The organism is Filimonas effusa (assembly GCF_004118675.1).
Classification (GTDB): Bacteria; Bacteroidota; Bacteroidia; order Chitinophagales; family Chitinophagaceae; genus Filimonas; species Filimonas effusa.
The window spans coordinates 33,698-51,937 of the sequence record NZ_SDHZ01000005.1 but is presented as its reverse complement, the minus strand read 5'-3'; the positions used below and the strand labels follow the sequence as shown (position 1 = coordinate 51,937).

The 18,240-nt window shown below is 45.7% G+C and carries 16 protein-coding genes and 1 riboswitch; of the genes, 10 read left to right on the top strand and 6 right to left on the bottom strand.

The window, feature by feature from the left end; translation table 11 throughout:
• Positions 1 to 36: 36 nt before the first annotated feature.
• Positions 37 to 129: riboswitch (TPP riboswitch) on the top strand.
• Positions 130 to 191: 62 nt separating this feature from the next.
• The 10 genes from thiS to ESB13_RS21590 all read left to right on the top strand — a co-directional run bounded on the left by thiS (position 192) and on the right by ESB13_RS21590 (position 10,607).
• On the top strand, positions 192 to 395 hold the full coding sequence (gene thiS, locus ESB13_RS21635) for a sulfur carrier protein ThiS (RefSeq protein ID WP_129005792.1): 204 nt from the start codon (positions 192 to 194) through the stop codon (positions 393 to 395).
• Positions 396 to 398: 3 nt separating this feature from the next.
• Positions 399 to 2,246: a phosphomethylpyrimidine synthase ThiC gene (gene thiC, locus ESB13_RS21630; protein WP_220399742.1), complete on the top strand. Its 1,848-nt coding sequence runs from the start codon at positions 399 to 401 to the stop codon at positions 2,244 to 2,246.
• Positions 2,246 to 2,872 carry a thiamine phosphate synthase gene (locus ESB13_RS21625; protein WP_129005791.1) on the top strand — a complete coding sequence of 209 codons (627 nt, stop codon included), beginning with the start codon at positions 2,246 to 2,248 and terminating at the stop codon, positions 2,870 to 2,872. The genes thiC and ESB13_RS21625 overlap by 1 nt, the downstream gene beginning before the upstream one ends.
• A gap of 10 nt (positions 2,873 to 2,882) precedes the next feature.
• Positions 2,883 to 3,509 carry a thiamine phosphate synthase gene (locus ESB13_RS21620; protein WP_129005790.1) on the top strand — a complete coding sequence of 209 codons (627 nt, stop codon included), beginning with the start codon at positions 2,883 to 2,885 and terminating at the stop codon, positions 3,507 to 3,509.
• On the top strand, positions 3,496 to 4,266 hold the full coding sequence (locus ESB13_RS21615) for a thiazole synthase (RefSeq protein ID WP_129005789.1): 771 nt from the start codon (positions 3,496 to 3,498) through the stop codon (positions 4,264 to 4,266). The genes ESB13_RS21620 and ESB13_RS21615 overlap by 14 nt, the downstream gene beginning before the upstream one ends.
• A 12-nt stretch (positions 4,267 to 4,278) precedes the next feature.
• Complete coding sequence (gene thiH, locus ESB13_RS21610) at positions 4,279 to 5,406, top strand: 2-iminoacetate synthase ThiH (protein ID WP_129005788.1); 1,128 nt, start codon at positions 4,279 to 4,281, stop codon at positions 5,404 to 5,406.
• Positions 5,407 to 5,420: 14 nt separating this feature from the next.
• Complete coding sequence (locus tag ESB13_RS21605; protein WP_129005787.1) at positions 5,421 to 6,131, top strand: HesA/MoeB/ThiF family protein; 711 nt, start codon at positions 5,421 to 5,423, stop codon at positions 6,129 to 6,131.
• Between the two features lie 89 nt (positions 6,132 to 6,220).
• A complete protein-coding gene (locus ESB13_RS21600) occupies positions 6,221 to 6,586 on the top strand; it encodes a hypothetical protein (RefSeq protein ID WP_129005786.1) in 366 nt (121 codons plus the stop codon).
• A gap of 119 nt (positions 6,587 to 6,705) precedes the next feature.
• The gene (locus ESB13_RS21595) at positions 6,706 to 8,994 is read left to right on the top strand and encodes a TonB-dependent receptor (RefSeq protein WP_246022649.1); all 2,289 of its coding nucleotides are present in this window, start codon (positions 6,706 to 6,708) and stop codon (positions 8,992 to 8,994) included.
• A 47-nt stretch (positions 8,995 to 9,041) separates the two neighbouring features.
• Complete coding sequence (locus ESB13_RS21590) at positions 9,042 to 10,607, top strand: PepSY-associated TM helix domain-containing protein (protein WP_129005785.1); 1,566 nt, start codon at positions 9,042 to 9,044, stop codon at positions 10,605 to 10,607.
• A gap of 31 nt (positions 10,608 to 10,638) precedes the next feature.
• Here ESB13_RS21590 and ESB13_RS21585 read toward each other — a convergent pair whose 3' ends face one another.
• The 6 genes from ESB13_RS21585 to kdpB all read right to left on the bottom strand — a co-directional run bounded on the left by ESB13_RS21585 (position 10,639) and on the right by kdpB (position 18,226).
• Positions 10,639 to 12,381, bottom strand: coding sequence for a sensor histidine kinase (locus ESB13_RS21585; RefSeq protein ID WP_129005784.1), 1,743 nt, complete (start codon positions 12,379 to 12,381; stop codon positions 10,639 to 10,641).
• Positions 12,381 to 13,502, bottom strand: a complete 1,122-nt coding sequence (locus ESB13_RS21580) for a sensor protein KdpD (protein WP_129005783.1) — start codon at positions 13,500 to 13,502, stop codon at positions 12,381 to 12,383. Before ESB13_RS21580 ends, ESB13_RS21585 begins: the two co-directional genes overlap by 1 nt.
• A 22-nt stretch (positions 13,503 to 13,524) precedes the next feature.
• The gene (locus tag ESB13_RS21575; RefSeq protein ID WP_129005782.1) at positions 13,525 to 14,133 is read right to left on the bottom strand and encodes a GNAT family N-acetyltransferase; all 609 of its coding nucleotides are present in this window, start codon (positions 14,131 to 14,133) and stop codon (positions 13,525 to 13,527) included.
• Positions 14,134 to 14,213: 80 nt separating this feature from the next.
• A complete protein-coding gene (locus ESB13_RS21570; protein WP_129005781.1) occupies positions 14,214 to 15,566 on the bottom strand; it encodes an outer membrane beta-barrel protein in 1,353 nt (450 codons plus the stop codon).
• 20 nt (positions 15,567 to 15,586) lie between these two features.
• Positions 15,587 to 16,150, bottom strand: coding sequence for a K(+)-transporting ATPase subunit C (locus tag ESB13_RS21565; RefSeq protein ID WP_129005780.1), 564 nt, complete (start codon positions 16,148 to 16,150; stop codon positions 15,587 to 15,589).
• A gap of 18 nt (positions 16,151 to 16,168) precedes the next feature.
• Positions 16,169 to 18,226, bottom strand: a complete 2,058-nt coding sequence (gene kdpB, locus ESB13_RS21560) for a potassium-transporting ATPase subunit KdpB (RefSeq protein WP_129005779.1) — start codon at positions 18,224 to 18,226, stop codon at positions 16,169 to 16,171.
• Positions 18,227 to 18,240 lie beyond the last annotated feature (14 nt).

The following is an 18,240-nucleotide window of genomic DNA, read 5'->3' as shown; positions in this document are numbered from 1 at the left end:
TCAGGATTTTGATTTTTCAAATAATTGTCTACCTTCACTAAACTTTAGGGGTGCCTGTATGGGCTGAGATGATACCCTTTGAACCTGATGCAGTTAGTACTGCCGAAGGGAAAAAGTAAAGACAACTTCATGCGCTTTATATAACTTTCACGCGCCTGCATGTCATTCCTAAAGTTAAAATTGTTACAGGAATGACAATTATCTTAAACAATAGTCCCAAAGAAATTGCCGAACGGGCAACACTCGAAAGCATTGTAGCTGCTGAGCTTGGCAGTAAACGCAATGGCGTTGCCGTAGCAGTGAACAATACTGTAATCCCTAAAACGCAGCACGACAGCTATATCGTGCAGCCAAACGACACTATTCTCATCATTAAAGCAACACAAGGAGGTTAAGCTATGAGTAAACAGGAAAAAATGCCTTCACAGCAGGCTGTGTCAACCGGTGCTATCTCCGGTTCCCGTAAAATTTATGTAAAGGGTCTGCTGCATCCTATCGAAGTGGCGATGCGGGAAATAATGCTCTCGCCAACCAGGCTTGGCAATGGAACGCTCGAAGCCAACAACCCGGTGACTGTATATGATGCCAGTGGTGCGTATACCGATGATAATGTAAACATCGATATCAGGAAAGGGCTTCCCCGCCTGCGCCAGCAATGGATCCTCGACAGGGGTGATGTTGAGCCGCTGAACGAACTTTCTTCAGAGTATGGCCGGCAACGGCTGGCTGACGAAAGCCTTTCTCCGCTTAGGTTTGAGCATATTGCCACTCCTTTGCGCGCGAAAAAGGGGGCCAATGTTTCACAGCTGCATTATGCGCGTAAAGGCATTGTAACTGCCGAAATGGAATATGTCGCTATCAGGGAAAACCAGCGGATCACGGATCTGAAGCAACAGCTGAATGGCTCCTATGAAGTCTTAACACAACAGCACCCGGGACAGAGCTTTGGCGCTAATACGCCCCAGGGATTTATTACGCCTGAGTTTGTAAGAGATGAAATTGCTGCAGGACGGGCTATCATTCCCAATAATATCAACCACCCGGAATCGGAACCTATGATCATAGGCCGGAATTTCCTGGTGAAGATAAATGCAAACATCGGCAACAGCGCCGTCACTTCCTCTATTGAAGAAGAGGTGGAAAAAGCGGTATGGGCCTGCCGCTGGGGAGCGGATACTATTATGGATCTTTCTACCGGCAAGAATATTCACGAAACCCGTGAATGGATCATACGCAATTCTCCCGTTCCTATTGGCACAGTGCCTATTTACCAGGCGCTTGAAAAAGTGAATGGCAAAGCAGAAAACCTTACCTGGGAGATCTTCCGCGATACGCTTATCGAGCAGGCTGAACAAGGTGTTTCCTATTTTACGATTCATGCAGGTGTCTTGCTCCGGTATATACCGCTAACAGCAAAAAGAGTAACGGGCATTGTTTCCCGTGGTGGCAGCATCATGGCAAAGTGGTGCCTGGCACATCATAAAGAAAATTTCCTTTATACTCATTTCGAAGAGATCTGTGAGATCATGAAAGCCTACGATGTGGCTTTCTCCTTAGGTGATGGCCTTCGCCCGGGCTCCATCGCCGACGCCAACGATGCAGCTCAGTTTGCAGAATTGGAGACCCTTGGTGAATTGACAAAGATTGCATGGAAACATGATGTACAGGTGATGATCGAAGGCCCTGGGCATGTGCCTATGCATCTCATCAGGGAAAACATGGATAAACAGTTGCGTGAATGTCATGAAGCGCCTTTCTATACGCTTGGCCCCCTGACTACTGATATCGCTCCCGGTTACGATCACATAACATCGGCTATAGGTGCTGCTATGATTGGTTGGTTTGGTACTGCCATGCTTTGTTATGTAACGCCTAAAGAACACCTGGGACTTCCGGATAAAAAGGATGTGAAAGATGGCGTGATCACCTATAAGCTGGCAGCACATGCTGCAGATCTGGCGAAAGGCCATCCCGGCGCGCAATACCGTGACAATGCACTAAGCAAAGCCAGATTTGAATTCCGCTGGGAAGATCAGTTCAACTTATCGCTCGATCCCGATACGGCGCGGTCATTCCATGATGAAACCCTACCAGCGGATGGCGCCAAGGTGGCTCATTTCTGTTCTATGTGCGGACCTAAATTCTGCTCTATGCAAATAACGCAGGAGATCAGGGAGTCTGCTGCCTCAGGCTTGTTTGAAAAGGCAGAAGAATTTAAAATGCAGGGCAGTAATATCTATTCCTGATGTTAGCTGTAATCTCCAGTCCGCACCCGGTAAAAAATGAAGCGGGTATAATTAACAGCTTGTTTAAAGCCGGCCTGTTTCATTTTCACCTGCGCAAGCCTGCTGCCTCTTTGACGGAGGTAAAAGAGCTGCTTGCGGCTATTGATCCGGAATATTACCAGCGAATAGCGCTGCATCACCATCATGCGCTGGCATTGGAGACAGGGTTAACGCGCTTGCATTTTACAGAAGATGCAAGATTAAAAACTGATAAGATCTTTTGGCGCGAACTGGTGGCGGCAGGATTCAGGTTATCGACTTCGCTTCATGATGTTGAAGCTGCCAGATCGTTGTCCACTTGCTTTAGTTATGCTTTTCTGGGCCCTGTGTTCGATAGCATTTCAAAAACGGGATACAGGGCCAATGTCAATCTCTGCGGATGCAAACAGGTGACAGAGGCTGTGTCGCCATTAATTGCGATAGGAGGCATTGATAAACACAACTGTACAAAACCGCTGCAAATGGGGTTTAAAGGAGTGGCTGTACTGGGTGCCATATGGGAGGATAATAGTCCCCTTGAAGCATTCCGGGACTTGAAAGATCAATGGCTTTCAGACGCAAAGCCATTGTTCCCGCCAATAGTATAAACAAAATTATATGTTTAGTAAACTTCAATACATATCACAGGGAGATACACCCGCAGGGCAGCTTCGGAATATACAAACAGCGCTCGATGCCGGTTGTTCCTGGATTCAGCTGCGCGCAAAAACATTGGAAGAGCACGAGGTGCGCTCGTTGGCTATACAGGTACGCGACCGCTGCAAAGCTTACAAGGCTACTTTTATTGTTAATGATTTTGTGCTGCAGGCAAAAGAAATTGATGCCGACGGTATTCATGTGGGCTTATCCGATATGCCGGTTCCCGAAGCCAGGCAATTATTGGGAACAGGCAAGATCATTGGTGGTACGGCCAATACCCTGGATGACGTGCGGCAACGCATCGCTGAAGGCTGCGACTATATTGGCCTTGGCCCCTTCCGGTTCACCACTACAAAAGACAAACTAAGTCCTGTGCTGGGTGCTGAAGGATATAAGGACATTATAACTGCCTTGCCGGCATCTTTTCCTCCCGTTTATGCGATTGGGGGTATTGTGCCTGACGACATCCCTGTAATAGTAGCTACAGGTGTATATGGCGTTGCTGTTTCCGGTGCTATCACTAATGCGGCAGATCCTACAACATTGGTTCATCAATTTAATCAGGCTTTATATGCAGGTGCTTAATATCGCAGATAAAACATTCCGGTCCAGGCTGTTCCTGGGTACGGGGAAATTTGGTACGCCGCAACAGATGGAGGAGGCGGTGCTGGCTTCACAATCTGAACTGGTAACAGTGGCATTGAAGCGTGTTGATCTCACTACCGATTCCGATACATTACTGGCGCATTTACAACATCCGGGTGTTCACCTTTTGCCTAATACTTCCGGCGCACGTAATGCCCGCGAAGCGGTGTTTGCGGCACAACTTGCAAGAGAGGCGCTGGAAACCAACTGGCTGAAACTTGAAATCCATCCCGATCCTAAATACCTGTTGCCGGATGCTATTGAAACATTGAAGGCTACAGAGGAACTGGCAAAACTGGGATTTGTAATATTGCCTTATATCCATGCCGACCCGGTATTATGTAAGCAGCTGGAAAATGCCGGAACAGCAGCTGTAATGCCTCTGGGGGCTCCTATAGGAACAAACAAAGGACTCCGGACCTTCGATTTCCTGGAAATTATCATAGAGCAGTCTAAAGTTCCGGTAATCATCGATGCCGGCATTGGTGCGCCGTCCGATGCGGCAAAAGCGATGGAAATGGGCGCCGATGCGGTGCTGGTGAATACTGCCATTGCAGTTGCCGGCAACCCTGCAAAAATGGCAAATGCCTTCCGTCTGGCAGTAGAAGCCGGCCGTGAAGCCTATGAGGCAAAACTAGGTGCTGTTCTGCAACATGCACAGGCCAGCAGCCCGCTGACCTCTTTCCTGGAATTATAAAACCGCCCTGTTATGTTCACTAATATTTTCGATACCTATAACTGGCATGAGGTAAAACAAAGTATCCTGGCAAAAACGGGAGAAGATGTTCTTGCTGCACTCCATAAGGAAAAACGCTCGCTGGAAGACTTTAAAGCCCTGCTTTCTCCGGCAGCAATACCTTTCCTGGAACAAATGGCGCAGATGAGCCATTTGCGTACACAAAAGCGTTTCGGGAAAACCATCCAGATGTATGTGCCGCTTTATCTAAGCAATGAATGCCAGAATATCTGTACCTACTGCGCATTTAGCCTTGATAACAAGATCAAACGCAGGACACTTTCCGATGCTGAAATTCTACAGGAGGTAAAGGTTATCAAGGATATGGGTTTTGATCATATCCTGCTGGTTACCGGCGAAGCTATGCATACAGTAGGAGTGTCGTATCTGCGTAATGCTATCAGGTTGGTAAAACCCTTCTTCTCCCATATCTCAATGGAAGTGCAGCCGCTTGATCAGGACGACTATGCGCAATTGGTGGAAGAGGGGTTGAATACAGTACTGGTATACCAGGAAACTTATTTTAAGGAAAATTATAAGAAATACCATCCTAAGGGCAAAAAGTCAAATTTTAATTACCGCCTCGAAACGCCCGACAGGCTTGGGAAAGCAGGTATTCATAAAATAGGATTGGGTACATTGATAGGCTTGGAGGATTGGCGCACCGACTGCTTCTTTACCGCCCTGCATTTGCGTTACCTGGAAAAGCAATACTGGCAAACAAAGTATTCTGTTTCTTTTCCCAGGTTGAGGCCTATAGATAAAGAAAGTACTGGCACTGCCGGGAAAAAATCTTTTGAAACCTATATGAATGATCGTGAGCTGGTACAGCTTATCTGCGCCTGGCGGTTGTTTAGTGAAGAGCTTGAAATTGCTATTTCCACACGTGAACGGGAAGTGTTTCGCGACAATGCAGTAAAATTGGGTGTTACCAGTATGAGCGCTGCGTCGAAAACAAATCCCGGTGGTTATGTGGTAGCACCGGAATCGCTTGAGCAGTTCGAAATATCGGACGACAGGCCGGTAGACGTTATTACAGGGATGATCCGGCGGCAAGGTTATGAGCCCGTATGGAAAGACTGGGATAGATCATTTAGCTGACAATAGAAGCGGATATGTTTAACATAGATGAACTGAACAGGTATATGAAGCAGCTGCTGTTGCCCGAGGTGGGTATTGCCGGCCAGGAGCAATTAAAGCAGGCAAAAGTGCTGGTGGTAGGTGCCGGAGGGCTTGGTTGTCCTATACTCCAATACCTCGCAGCCATAGGCATCGGAACCCTGGGGATGGTGGATGGCGATGTGGTGGATGTTTCTAATCTGCACAGGCAGGTGTTGTATATGAATGCCGATATAGGCAGAAATAAAACAGTTGCTGCTGCCGAAAAGCTGGCAGCGCAAAATCCTCACGTTATATTACAGCAGCATCCGGTATTTCTTAATGAAGAGAACTGTGCAGCGCTGATGAAAGATTACGACCTTATTATAGATGGCTGCGATAATTTTGCTACCCGTTATGTCGTGAATGATACAGCTGTTGCATTAAATAAACCACTGGTATATGGCAGTATTCTTGGATACGAAGCGCAGCTGGCTATCTTTAATTATAAAGGAAGTAAACACCTGCGTCACTTGTTCCCGGAGCCGCCAAATCCTGAAGATGTTCCCAGTTGTTCCGTGAATGGCGTATTGGGTACTGTGCCCGGGATCCTGGGCACACTTATGGCCCAGGCTGCTGTTTCTGTTTTGCTGGGTAATCCACAGTTTGTAAATACATTTATTGTACTGAATACACTCACACTCGATAGGGTGAAGCTGAGTTTTTAGACATCGGCTGCTGTATCTTTTTTTGTTTCAATAAATTTCCTTCTTTCAAGGTTCTGTTATAGTTTTGCCTCATCTTAATCTTTCTTCATTTGAGGCAGCTATTAGCAATTTTCCTGTTCACGGCATTCCTTGCTCAAACATTCAGCAAGGCTTTTGTCGTTGTGGATTATTACGCTAATACAGCAGCATTCGCTCAGAATTGCGTGAATAAAAGCCGCCCTTCCATGCATTGTAATGGTAAGTGCCAGATGATGAAGAAGATGGAGCAGCAACAAAAGAAAGATGCAGAAAATGAGCGCAAAGCGGGCCCTAAGCTGGAAGTCATTTCTTCCAAAGCATTCTTTGCAAGTGTTTCTTTTTATGCAACTGGTACCGCAGCAAGTTTCTTCACTTATAATGATAATGCTGTATTTGATAGGGCAATATCTGTTTTCCATCCTCCTGCTATTAGCTAGTTTATTTATTGTTCAATTACAGAAAGCGAATATTGCTTTCCTGTATCCCCATGTCGTTGATCGCCGGTTCTGCTGAGGCTGATCCGCCTGGTTATGCCTATTGCTTAAACAAAAAATAAATGAAGCATTTAATAACGTTGTTAATGCTAGTGGCTATTCTATGCCCTGCATTTTCACAGCAATCAAATAAAATATCCGGCAAAGTGTATGATGCTATTAGTAAAGAGCCTGTCCAGGGAGCGGTAATATCGGCTCCTGGTGTTCGTGCCATGTCTGATGCCAGGGGCGAATTTCATTTGTTGGCGCAGGGTAAACAAATAACAATTGCATCCGTTGGGTTTGACACCGCTTTTGCAGATGCAAACGGAGAAAAGCTTGCAATAGCATTGCGCCCCCATGACAGGCTGTTGCAACAGGTAGTAGTGAGCGCCAACCGCACTGCCGAAAAAAGAAGCGAGGCACCTGTTGCCATTGCTGTTATAAGTAAGGAAACAATAGACGATACCAAGGCCCAGCGTATGGATCAGCTGCTGAATAAAGTGAGTGGAGTGAATATGATCGCACTTTCTAACGAGCAGCATCAAATGAGCATCCGTCAGCCTATTACCACTAAAAGTCTTTTCTTATACATGGAAGACGGCCTGCCCATAAGAACTACGGGCGTTTATAATCATAACGCCTTATTGGAAATGAATATGGCGGCAGCAAAAACAATAGAGGTGATCAAGGGCCCTGCTTCGGCTTTATATGGTGCAGAAGCCATTGCTGGCGCCGTAAATGTGATCACCCAGGCGGCGCCCGCATTTACTTCCGGCAGCATTAGCACACAAATAGACAATCTTGGATATAAACGTGCCGATGCACAATTGGGTACTTCTCTGGGAAAATGGGGCGTTATTGCAAGCGGTTATTATGCCAACAGATCCAATGGGCCGGTTGACTTTAGCGATTTTCATAAGTCTATCGCTACTTTGCGTACCGACTATAAGCCTAATGATAAGATGAACTGGACCAATACATTAGCTTATCTCGATTATAATGCTGATATGACGGGCTCGTTAGACAGTCTCAAATTTGCCCGTAAAAACTATACTTCCCAGCAAACCTTTACATTCAGAAGTGTTTATGCTTTGCGGTACAAGTCAATGCTCAACTATCAGTGGAATAAACAAAGCAGCTCCAGCTTGTCCTTTCTGTTCCGTGACAATTCTATTAAACAGAATCCTTCCTATTCCATATCCGCAATGCCTAATACTACCGACAAGTCGAAGTACAGGGGCCAGATCAACGAAAATGCTTTTCAAACCTATGCACTTTTTGCGCAACACACGCAACGTTTTAATTGGCTGAACAGTAAAGTTATCGCGGGTGCTACCCTCGACCTGAGTCCTCAGCGCTACAATGCCCGGTTTATTACAATCCACAGGGATATAAACTCTGGAATATATGACAGCTACGCCAATTCTGATTCGCTGCTTAGCAACTATAAAACAGGCATTACCAATATGGCAGGTTATCTCGATTATGAGTTTTCTCCTGTGAAAAATGTTAGAATTGTAACAGCCCTGCGATACGATGCGTTTCGTTACGATTACACTAACAAGTTGCCGGCAAACAAGGTTACCGGCGCCGCTTCCACCGTTAATAACTTCAGCAGGTTTACGCCCAAGCTGGGACTCACTTACAACTATAGAGGTATAGGCTTTTATGGTAACTATAGCCAGGGCTATGTGCCGCCGCAGCTTACAGAGCTTTACAGTTCTACAGCAGTAGCGCCTTATCTGCTTCCGCAAACATTTTTTAATTATGAAGTGGGAGGCTGGTTGTCGCTGGTAAGTAATAAGCTGTATGCCGATTGGAGTATCTATTTAATGAATGGCAGTAATGAGATCATTTCTGTGTTGCAGCCCGATAACACCACAATAAATCAGAACGCAGGAAACACAAGGCATAAAGGGATTGAATACGGGCTTACTTATAAAACGGCGGCGGGCCTGACCGTACGTTTCAGCGGATCCGGTTCAAAACATGCTTTCATCCGGAATGTGGCAGGAGGCATTAACTATAATGGCTATGAAATGAGTGGCGCTCCCCGGTTTACAGGTAACGCAGAAGTGACTTATAAACCCACATGGATAAACGGCTTGAGAGTAAGTGCCGAATGGCAGCATGTCTCCGGCTACTATATGGATGACCTCAATAAAACAAGATATAAGGGATACGATGTTCTGAACCTGAGAACAGGATACCAATGGCACGGGCTGGAAATATGGACAAATGTATTAAACCTGTTTAACCAGTATTATGCAACAACAGCTACTGCTGCTTTCAGGGCCAGTGGTACTACCTATTCCTATAATCTCGCAGACCCCCGCAACATTACAATAGGTTTAGGATATAGGTGGTAGAAATGATATGGAAATAACCGCTTTGAACTTGTTAAAGAAAGAAAATAATGTTTCGCAGAAATATATATAAATGGCATCGGTGGGTATCTGTTATTGTAGCTGTCCCGGTTTTATTATGGGCAGTTAGCGGCTTCCTGCATCCCGTTATGACCAATGTCAGACCCCAAATTGCCAGCCAGGTTTTACCTGTAGAACGCATTGACTCGGGGTACATTAAAATGCCGCTTGCCCAGGTTTTAAAACAGAATGGTATTGATTCTTTATATAGCGTAAGGATAATACATATCGATACAAGCTGGTTTTATCAGGTAAAAACAAATGCCGCAGGACGGCTTGAATATTTCAGCGCCCTAAACGGTAACCGTTTGAAGCGCGGCGATTGGCTTTATGCACAATACCTGGCTAAGTACTTTTTGGAAGGTGTAAAACACGATAGTTTAACCATACACAAACAGAAACCGGCAAACGAACCGGTTTCACAGGACTGTTGTGATGCTGCTACAGATTGTGTGATGAATGCTTCCGGGGCAGAAGTGGCAAATGTGGCGCTTGTAACTGAATTTAATGAAGAATATAAACCTAATAACAGGCTTCTGCCGGTATACTGCGTATCCTTTAACAGGCCCGATGGCATTCGCATATACGTAGAAACAGGACAGAGCCGGTTTTCTGCAGCCATAGACGATAAACGGGCCTTATTTACACGTTTTTTCAGTCTTGTACATACCTGGGGATGGCTCTCTTTTTTAGGACCCGGACGTTTGATTGTTGAAGTAGTATTGATGCTCCTGTCGCTGGCTACAACTATTATGGGGTTGTATATTTTCTTTATTTCCAAGGCCCCCCAAGCAAATAGTAATGGCATTGGTAAAGCACGCCGCCGGCACCGTTTCACCGCGTTATTGGCATCATTGTTTACACTAATGTTTTCCATTAGCGGAGGCTGGCATGTTCTATCACATTTCACTGAAGAAAAAGCAGCCGTTACAAAACAGTATGGGCTCCCCGCCAGTGATGTAAAAATCAACCTGGAACAATGGCAAACATTCGCAAAAGGAAAATTATCAAATATTGGACTGGCATATATAGAAGGAAAGTTTTATTGGCAACTTTATCTGATGCCGGAGTTTACAGGCCCAACGGGTAAAGATCTGATGACGAGTAGGAGCGTTGCTGCGAAGCCAGTGATGTATATCGATAGTTACGATAATACAGTGTTACCCGTTGGCGATGAAACATATGCCCGCAGCCTGGCAGCAGCATTAAGCGGATATAAACGATCAGAACAGGTTGCAGCTGTACCGGTCACGAAATTCAATAGCGAATATAGTTTCATAGATAAACGCTTGCCGGTATGGCGCATCGATTATGGCAACAAAGTTTTTTATATCGAAACATCAACCGCCACACTGGCAAAGAAGCTAACAGCCTCCGGCAGGTACGAAGAACGCTGCTTTGCTTTTTTGCACAAACATCATTTCATGGACTTTGCAGGGAAGGCCTGGCGCGACGGCAGCACTATGCTGGGCGCAGGCTTACAAATATTGATGGTTGTTGTTGGACTTATCCTTTATTTCCGTTGGAGAAACAGGAAGAGAAGGCCAGTTGTTTAGGTGCAGAAAATCAGGCAAGCCGCTGTTGCTGTTACACCTGCTTTTGTTCCTGTATCAGTGGAAGCAGGAAGTAAAACCTGCTTCCCGAACCTTGTTCGGTTTGTACACCAATAGTGCCTCCCTGTGCTTCTATAAATTCTTTGCATATCGCCAGGCCCAGTCCTGTTCCTGAGCGATTACTGCCAGGAATTTGAAAATAACGGTCAAATATTTTATCCCTGTATAAAGGGTCTATGCCATGCCCTTTATCCTGTACAGAAAACAGCAGTTGTTTATTCTGTGGTTTCACCTCTATGATTATGTCGGCTTGCTCGGGAGAATATCGGATAGCGTTGGTGAGAAGGTTGATCAATACCCATGCTGTTTTCTCCTCGTCAGCCTTAACGGGAGGAAGACCTCCGGCTACCTGGCTGTCGAGATGTATATGCTTTAATTCAGCAGGAACTTTTACAGCATCCATTGCATAACGGAGTATCTGGTAGGGACTGCTTTCCTGGAGGTTCAGCTGAATATTGCCCGTTTCTACTTGCGACAGGTTCAGCAGCTCTCCTGTTATTTTCAGAAGCCGGCCTGCATCGTCTTTAATACCTTCTATTAGTTGCTGCTGATCTTCATTCAGACCTCCCGTTTCTTTCTTTTCCAACAATTGAACACCAAGTTTGATGGAAGAGATGGGCGTTTTCAACTCGTGCGAAACAGTTGCTATGAAGTTTGTTTTGGCGAAGTCAAGTTCTTTATAAGGCGTAATATTCCTGAGCAGGATAACATGACCTATTTGCTGCTGTTGCGTTTCACCCGTTGGGGTGATAGTGATATTGATGATGTTCTTTTCAAAATAACTTTCTTTACCGTCGGCATATATCTTCATGCTTCGGTCTTTGTTGCTGGCACCGGGTGACATCATATCCTGTATCAGCGCCCGTATAAGATCATTCACTACGGCAACATCCTGTGCCAGCTGGCCCACCAGTTTGGCTGCAGGTAATCCGCAGGCCGCAATTGCAGCTTCATTTGCAAAAAGAATTCTTTTGTTCTCATCGAGCCCGATAACAGGATCGTGCATGTTATTGATAAGTGTTTCTATTCTTTTCTTCTCGATCAGTAGTTTAGACAGGTTACTGTTATGATACTCTTCCAGCTTCTCCGCCATGGTGTTAAAAGACCTGGCCAGGTCTCCGAATTCATTTTGTTTGTTGAAATGTACCCGTTGGGCATAGTTCTTATTGGCAATTTGCCTGATGCTTTCCGTTAGCTCCCGGATAGGGTTGGCAATATTTCCCGGGAGGTTTACCAACAGAACAAAGGCAATGATGAAACAAAGTGTTCCCGCGGTGGCGATCCATAAAGTAGCAGTATCGGCAGTTGCTGCTGCGATATTGGTTTTACGCTGTATGGCCTGCATATTCAGCAGCATTACCTGCGAAAGATCCTGCCGTATTAAACGTGGGAGCAGGGTGTCGGCCAGGTTGGCTTTGAAAAGCTGGTAATGTTCGGCAAGTTGTTGCGTTGCATCCTTTTCTCCGGTTTCGGTAACATTGGCTTTTTGCAATGCCAGGTTTTCTTCGAACTGGTGTATAGAGCCGCCGGGAAGATGAATGCCATCGAGCGCAAGCATCATTTTACGCGAGTACTCTACCGTGTTATAGTTGGATACCAGGATGTTGCGGGTGTCTTTTTTAAGGATATTGATATATCCGGTACCCAACACAGCCAGCAGCAGGATCAGTGCAGATAGCACCCCTGTTCCCAGTATAAGTTTTGCCTTAATACGCATTATGACAGAATTACAAGATCAATATCATTTGAAGATAGCTTTTTTAGTATTTCGTTGAATACATTGGTGGCCATGATCACTTTAAAAAGATTTAAATGGGGCTTGCCAATACAAATGGTGGTAACCTGCTTTTGCTCCGCTACCTCTATAATGCCTTTCCCTATTTTTTTATGTTTAATACGAATGACCTCTGCACCCAGCTCTGTCGCCAGTTTAAAATTGTTGATGAGGTGTCGCTGAGCCGCCAGGCCTATCTTATCCATTTCCTCTCCCGGCGTTTGCACATATAACAGCAACCACCTGGAATGATAGTAAGAAGCAAGACGCGCCGTTTTCCGGATCACCTTTTTGGCCATTTCATGATTGCTGCTGATGCAGGCGAGAAGACATTCATTGCGCGCATGCACATTCCTCGGAAGAACAGTTTCTATTTTACGCTCTACCTGGCTGGCTACTTCCTTTAACGCAAGCTCCCGAAGCTGAAGGATCTTTTCAGGCTGAAAGAAATTTTGCAGTGATACAGCAATCTTGTCAGGTGCATAGATCTTACCCTCTTTCAGGCGTGACACCAGTTCATCGGCAGTAAGATCTATATTCACCACTTCATCAGCCTGCTGCAAAACACTGTCGGGTATTCTTTCATTTACATTGATGCCGGTGATGTTTTTAATTTCTTCCTGCAGACTTTCTATATGTTGAATGTTAACGGCGCTGATCACGTTAATGCCTTCATCAAGTATTTGCATTACATCCTGCCAGCGTTTTTCATTCCGGCTGCCTTCAATATTGGTATGAGCAAGTTCATCGATGATCACAACCTCTGGATGGAGATTCAATACTGCATGCATGTCAAGTTCTTCCAGCTCCTTGCCTTTATAAAACAATTGCCTCCTGGGAATAACCGGCAGCCCTTCCAGCAAGGCATGCGTTTCGGGCCGGTTATGCGTTTCAATATATCCGATCTTCACATCTACGCCATTCCTGAGTAAAGCCCTTGCTTCCTGTAGCATACGATAAGTTTTACCCACTCCGGGGCTCATACCTATATACACTTTGAACTTTCCCCGGCGCGACTGGCGGATGAGTTTGAGAAAATGTTCTGCATTATTGTCTTTATCCATATAGAAGCTGGTTATTACCGGGTCATACATTACCCGGGATCAGAAAATGATAATGCTTTTGTTCTGCTGCTATCGCAGTTTGGCGTTCGGGATCAAATAACATGGCCGTACATAAACAATTCCTGCATCCTTTACTTTGTAAAATTGCATAATTAACACAGGAAGAACAACCACTCCAGAAGCTTTTATCCCGCGTGATCTCATCAAATGTTACCGGCTCAAAGCCTAGTGCCATATTAATGCGCATAATGGCAAGACCGGTCATAATGCTGAATATTTTGGCTTCCGGGTAAAGCTCGCGCGATAGCTCAAATATCTCTTGTTTAATGGCTTTGGCGATGCCTGCTTTGCGAAAGGCTGGGGCTACAATAAGTCCTGAATTAGATACGAATTTCCCGTTGCTCCACGATTCTATATAAGAGAAGCCGGCCCATTTTCCGTCAATGGTTACAGCTATAACTGCTTTCCCTTCTTCCATTTTATCAATAATAGTTTCTGGCGTACGGCGCGATATTCCGGTTCCGCGGATAATAGCCGATGAAGCGGTTTCCATTGAAATCTGCCTGGCAAAATGAGCGTCTGCTGCTGTGGCTCTTCTGATCTCAATAGCGGGGGATGGCTCAGTTTCCATATATATTTAATATTAATTTGCTCCTCTTTCCAGTATACTGAAAGCAGCCGCGTGTACCCCGGCTGGCTTATTGGTTGGCATTACAACCTGAAGTTGACCGCAACGATCACGCGGTTCTCATTCTTCCTCAGATCTGCTTTCCAGTTAGGATCAATAGCGTCATTGCTGAAACCTGTTTGGGAGGTGGTTCCACCAGGTCCTGCGAAATAGGGCACATTCGCAATACGGTGTGCATACTCAATGCGGAACGTGAAAAAATCGCTTGGCATCACATCAAAGGTGGTGCTAAATTGTCCCATTCTAAGCGCTTTTCCACTGGCTATTGCTATATCATAGTCATTGGGTATGGCGCCTGCTACAGCTGGCGTAAAAGCAAGATAACCGCCTGGGTTGGTTACATAGTCGCCTCTTAAGGTCCAGGCAAGTTTATTATTGTTGAACCACAACCTGTGCGCAAGTGAAGTGCCCATCATATAATTGTCTTTTGCCTTCACCCCGTCGCCACTCTGGAAGCCATAGTGGCTGTTTAAGCTGAAAGCAGCCTGTGATATACCTTTGCCATCTGCTGACCTGTTCTTGTAATAACGGGCAACGATACTGTTGTCGTGGTGAAGGCGGCGTACTTTAGATAATTCCGTAGTACCGCTTTTGCTGTCATTCCCATAGTAGAAATTGGCCACCAGCTGCACATTCTCCGAAGGACGGTAGTAGTTCGAGTTACCAAAGCCTATGTTTTTACTCCAGCTGTTATAACTCTGCCATCCGTTGAGCAGCCATAGTTCTGTTTTAAACTTACGCGAAGGATAATATTGAAGCCTGGCTCCCTGGAAATAGAAAGGAGTGAAGTCACATACCATACTGCGTTGATAGCTCCAGTTCTCTTGTAGTACATAACTCTCAAGACCAATATAGCTCATGAAAATTCCCATCTCCACATTTAAACCATAGTCCACATTGAAATGATACCCTGCTGCTGCTTCTCTTATAAACTTTAGATTGCCGGTGCCTGTGTTACGTCCACGATTAACAGACCCGTCTGCTTCCTGAACAATATGGGTCATGCCACCGGTTTGTAACCACAGGCGCCCGATAACATTCTTGTAATTCGATTCTATACCAATGCTCGCCTGGTTGATGGAGAATTCATTACTCCTGCCGGTTGCGGCAGAAATAGTTTGTGTATTGTCTTTGGGACGTGCAAAATTGTAATTGAAATAGCCATCGAGTAAGGCCACGCCTGTAAAGATGGTTTCCCCGTTCTTATCAGTTACGGTCAGCGGAAAATTTCGTTGCCTGTTTTGTCCATTGATCCAGGTGAGGTCCATTCCCTCGAAAGGTATCTTTGTTTTGGGAATAGAATCCTGCGCCAATGCGGAGCCGGCTAATAATGCGTTTAACGTAAGTGCCGCCGCTCCTGCGAAATACTTGTTCATGTGAGTGTGTTGTTTGCGATTTATTTAAGTTGATCTAAAGCGATGTTGAGTTTTAGCACGTTGATCTTAAGCGGTCCCATCATTTTACCCAATGGCGCTTGCGTATGTGCTTCTACCAGGTCGTAGATCTTTTTTTCGGGGATGTTGCGTACGGCAGCGACCCTTTTTACTTGTATACGTGCACAGGCAGGTGATATATCAGGATCAAGCCCGCTGCCCGATGCAGTTACCATTTCGGCAGGGATCTCTGCTTTCTTGACGCCGGGATTATGAACTATGAAACTGTCTATACGTTCCGAAACCGTCTTCAGGTAGTCGGGGTTGGAAGGCCCTTTGTTGGATCCTGCAGAGCCTGCCGCATTATAATCTACGGCAGAAGGACGTCCCTGGAAGTACTTGTCTTCAGTGAACTTCTGCCCAACTTTCTCATAACCTACAATACGGCCGTTTACACTTACGGTTTCACCTTTTCCTTTGCCGGGCGCCATTTTCGCAATGCCGGCGATCAGCAGGGGGTATAAGACGGCGCATAGTACAATCATTACAATGGTCATCTTGAGTGAAGGGAGGATATACTTTTTCATTATTTTATTTTTAAAGAACTACAGGAAAAAACCCACAAGCAGGTCTATCAGCTTAATACCTATGAATGGAACGATGATGCCGCCCAGTCCATAGATCAGCAGGTTCCTTCTTAACAGGGCGCTGGCGCCTATAGGCTTGTAGGCAACGCCTTTTAAGGCAAGTGGAATAAGAACAGGGATAATGATGGCATTGAAGATTACCGCCGCCAGTATAGCGCTCTCAGGACTTTTCAGGTGCATAATGTTCAGCCCTTGTAAAGCAGGGATGGAAGTGATGAAAAGGGCTGGTACAATAGCAAAATACTTGGCAACGTCATTGGCAATGGAGAAAGTGGTTAAGGTTCCTCTTGTCATCAATAGCTGCTTGCCTATTTCTACGATCTCTATCAGCTTGGTTGGATCGTTGTCAAGGTCAACCATGTTGCCTGCTTCTTTCGCAGCCTGCGTGCCGCTGTTCATGGCAACGCCAACATCGGCCTGTGCGAGAGCGGGCGCATCGTTGGTGCCGTCTCCCATCATAGCCACCAGTTTACCGCCTTCCTGTTCTCGGCGGATATATCGCATTTTATCCTCCGGCTTGGCTTCCGCTATAAAGTCGTCAACACCAGCCTTCTCGGCAATGAATTTGGCGGTAAGAGGATTGTCGCCTGTAACCATTACGGTTTTTACCCCCATTCGTCTTAAACGCTCAAAACGTTCTTTGATGCCGGGTTTAATAATATCCTGTAGCTCAATAACACCTACTACGTCTTCATTTACACTTACTACCAGCGGGGTTCCACCATTGGATGAAATTTGTTGCACGCTTTTTTCTGCTTCTGAAGGAAACAGGTTGCCGGCTTTGGCGGCAATATTCTTAATAGAATCAAATGCCCCCTTGCGTATTCTCTTGCCGTCGATATCAATACCACTGCTGCGGGTTTCGGCTGTAAAGCGTATAAATCTTGCCTGCTCGCTTTGTATGGGCCTTGATTTAACACCCTGTTCAGCTGCCAGCTCTACAATGGACTTGCCTTCGGGTGTTTCATCGGCCAGGGATGATAAAACACAGTATTCAATAAAGCTCCGTTCGTCAACATCCTTGATAGGCCAGAAATGAGTGGCCTTACGGTTGCCGATAGTTATTGTGCCGGTTTTGTCAAGCAGCAAAGTGTCAAGGTCTCCGGCTGTTTCCACTGCTTTACCGCTTTTGGTGATAACATTGGCTCTTAACGCCCTGTCCATACCTGCTATGCCAATAGCGCTTAACAGTCCGCCGATGGTAGTAGGAATAAGACATACGAAGAGCGACACAAATGCGGCGATTGTAATAGGCGTATTGGCATAATCTCCAAACGGCTTCAGCGTAACACATACAATAATGAACACCAGTGTAAAACTTGCGAGCAGAATGGTAAGTGCTATTTCATTGGGAGTCTTCTGGCGGCTGGCGCCTTCTACAAGAGCAATCATTTTGTCAAGAAAGCTTTCCCCGGGCTCGGTAGTTACTCTCACCTTAATGGAGTCGCTTAATACTTTGGTGCCGCCGGTTACGGAAGATTTATCGCCTCCTGCTTCGCGTATCACAGGCGCAGACTCACCGGTAATGGCGCTTTCATCGATCGTAGCAAGGCCTTCTACTATTTCTCCGTCCATAGGAATTAGGTCGCCAGCCTCGCAAATAAAGTGATCACCCTTGCGTAGCTGCGAAGACGACACTACATGTATTTCATTCGTAAAGATCTCCCCCACTGCCATTATCTTTTTGGCAGGAGTGTCCTCCCGGGTTTTACGCAGGCTCTCCGCCTGTGCTTTGCCTCTTGCTTCTGCAATGGCTTCAGCAAAATTGGCAAACAGCAACGTAAAAAAGAGAACAATGAAAACAGCCAGGTTATAACCGGCAGAACCCTGTGCTGCATCCCCTGTAAATACAGCATAAAGCGTTACGGCCAGCATAATGGCTGTTCCTGTTTCAACCGTGAACATTACCGGGTTGCGGAAAAGACTTACCGGGTTTAATTTGAGAAATGATTGCACCAGCGCCTCTTTTACAAGAGAAGCTTCAAACAATTTATTCTTTGTATGATGGCTGGACATAATAGAATGTTTTA

Bases quoted from the DNA above. Each gene is read 5' to 3' on its own strand.
- ESB13_RS21565 (WP_129005780.1), bottom strand. From the start codon at position 16,150: ATGAAAAAGTATATCCTCCCTTCACTCAAGATGACCATTGTAATGATT.
- ESB13_RS21620 (WP_129005790.1), top strand. From the start codon at position 2,883: ATGTTTAGTAAACTTCAATACATATCACAGGGAGATACACCCGCAGGG.
- ESB13_RS21595 (WP_246022649.1), top strand. From the start codon at position 6,706: ATGAAGCATTTAATAACGTTGTTAATGCTAGTGGCTATTCTATGCCCT.
- ESB13_RS21625 (WP_129005791.1), top strand. From the start codon at position 2,246: ATGTTAGCTGTAATCTCCAGTCCGCACCCGGTAAAAAATGAAGCGGGT.
- thiS (WP_129005792.1), top strand. From the start codon at position 192: ATGACAATTATCTTAAACAATAGTCCCAAAGAAATTGCCGAACGGGCA.
- ESB13_RS21580 (WP_129005783.1), bottom strand. From the start codon at position 13,502: ATGGATAAAGACAATAATGCAGAACATTTTCTCAAACTCATCCGCCAG.
- thiC (WP_220399742.1), top strand. From the start codon at position 399: ATGAGTAAACAGGAAAAAATGCCTTCACAGCAGGCTGTGTCAACCGGT.
- ESB13_RS21590 (WP_129005785.1), top strand. From the start codon at position 9,042: ATGTTTCGCAGAAATATATATAAATGGCATCGGTGGGTATCTGTTATT.
- ESB13_RS21575 (WP_129005782.1), bottom strand. From the start codon at position 14,133: ATGGAAACTGAGCCATCCCCCGCTATTGAGATCAGAAGAGCCACAGCA.
- thiH (WP_129005788.1), top strand. From the start codon at position 4,279: ATGTTCACTAATATTTTCGATACCTATAACTGGCATGAGGTAAAACAA.
- ESB13_RS21585 (WP_129005784.1), bottom strand. From the start codon at position 12,381: ATGCGTATTAAGGCAAAACTTATACTGGGAACAGGGGTGCTATCTGCA.
- ESB13_RS21570 (WP_129005781.1), bottom strand. From the start codon at position 15,566: ATGAACAAGTATTTCGCAGGAGCGGCGGCACTTACGTTAAACGCATTA.
- ESB13_RS21615 (WP_129005789.1), top strand. From the start codon at position 3,496: ATGCAGGTGCTTAATATCGCAGATAAAACATTCCGGTCCAGGCTGTTC.
- kdpB (WP_129005779.1), bottom strand. From the start codon at position 18,226: ATGTCCAGCCATCATACAAAGAATAAATTGTTTGAAGCTTCTCTTGTA.
- ESB13_RS21605 (WP_129005787.1), top strand. From the start codon at position 5,421: ATGTTTAACATAGATGAACTGAACAGGTATATGAAGCAGCTGCTGTTG.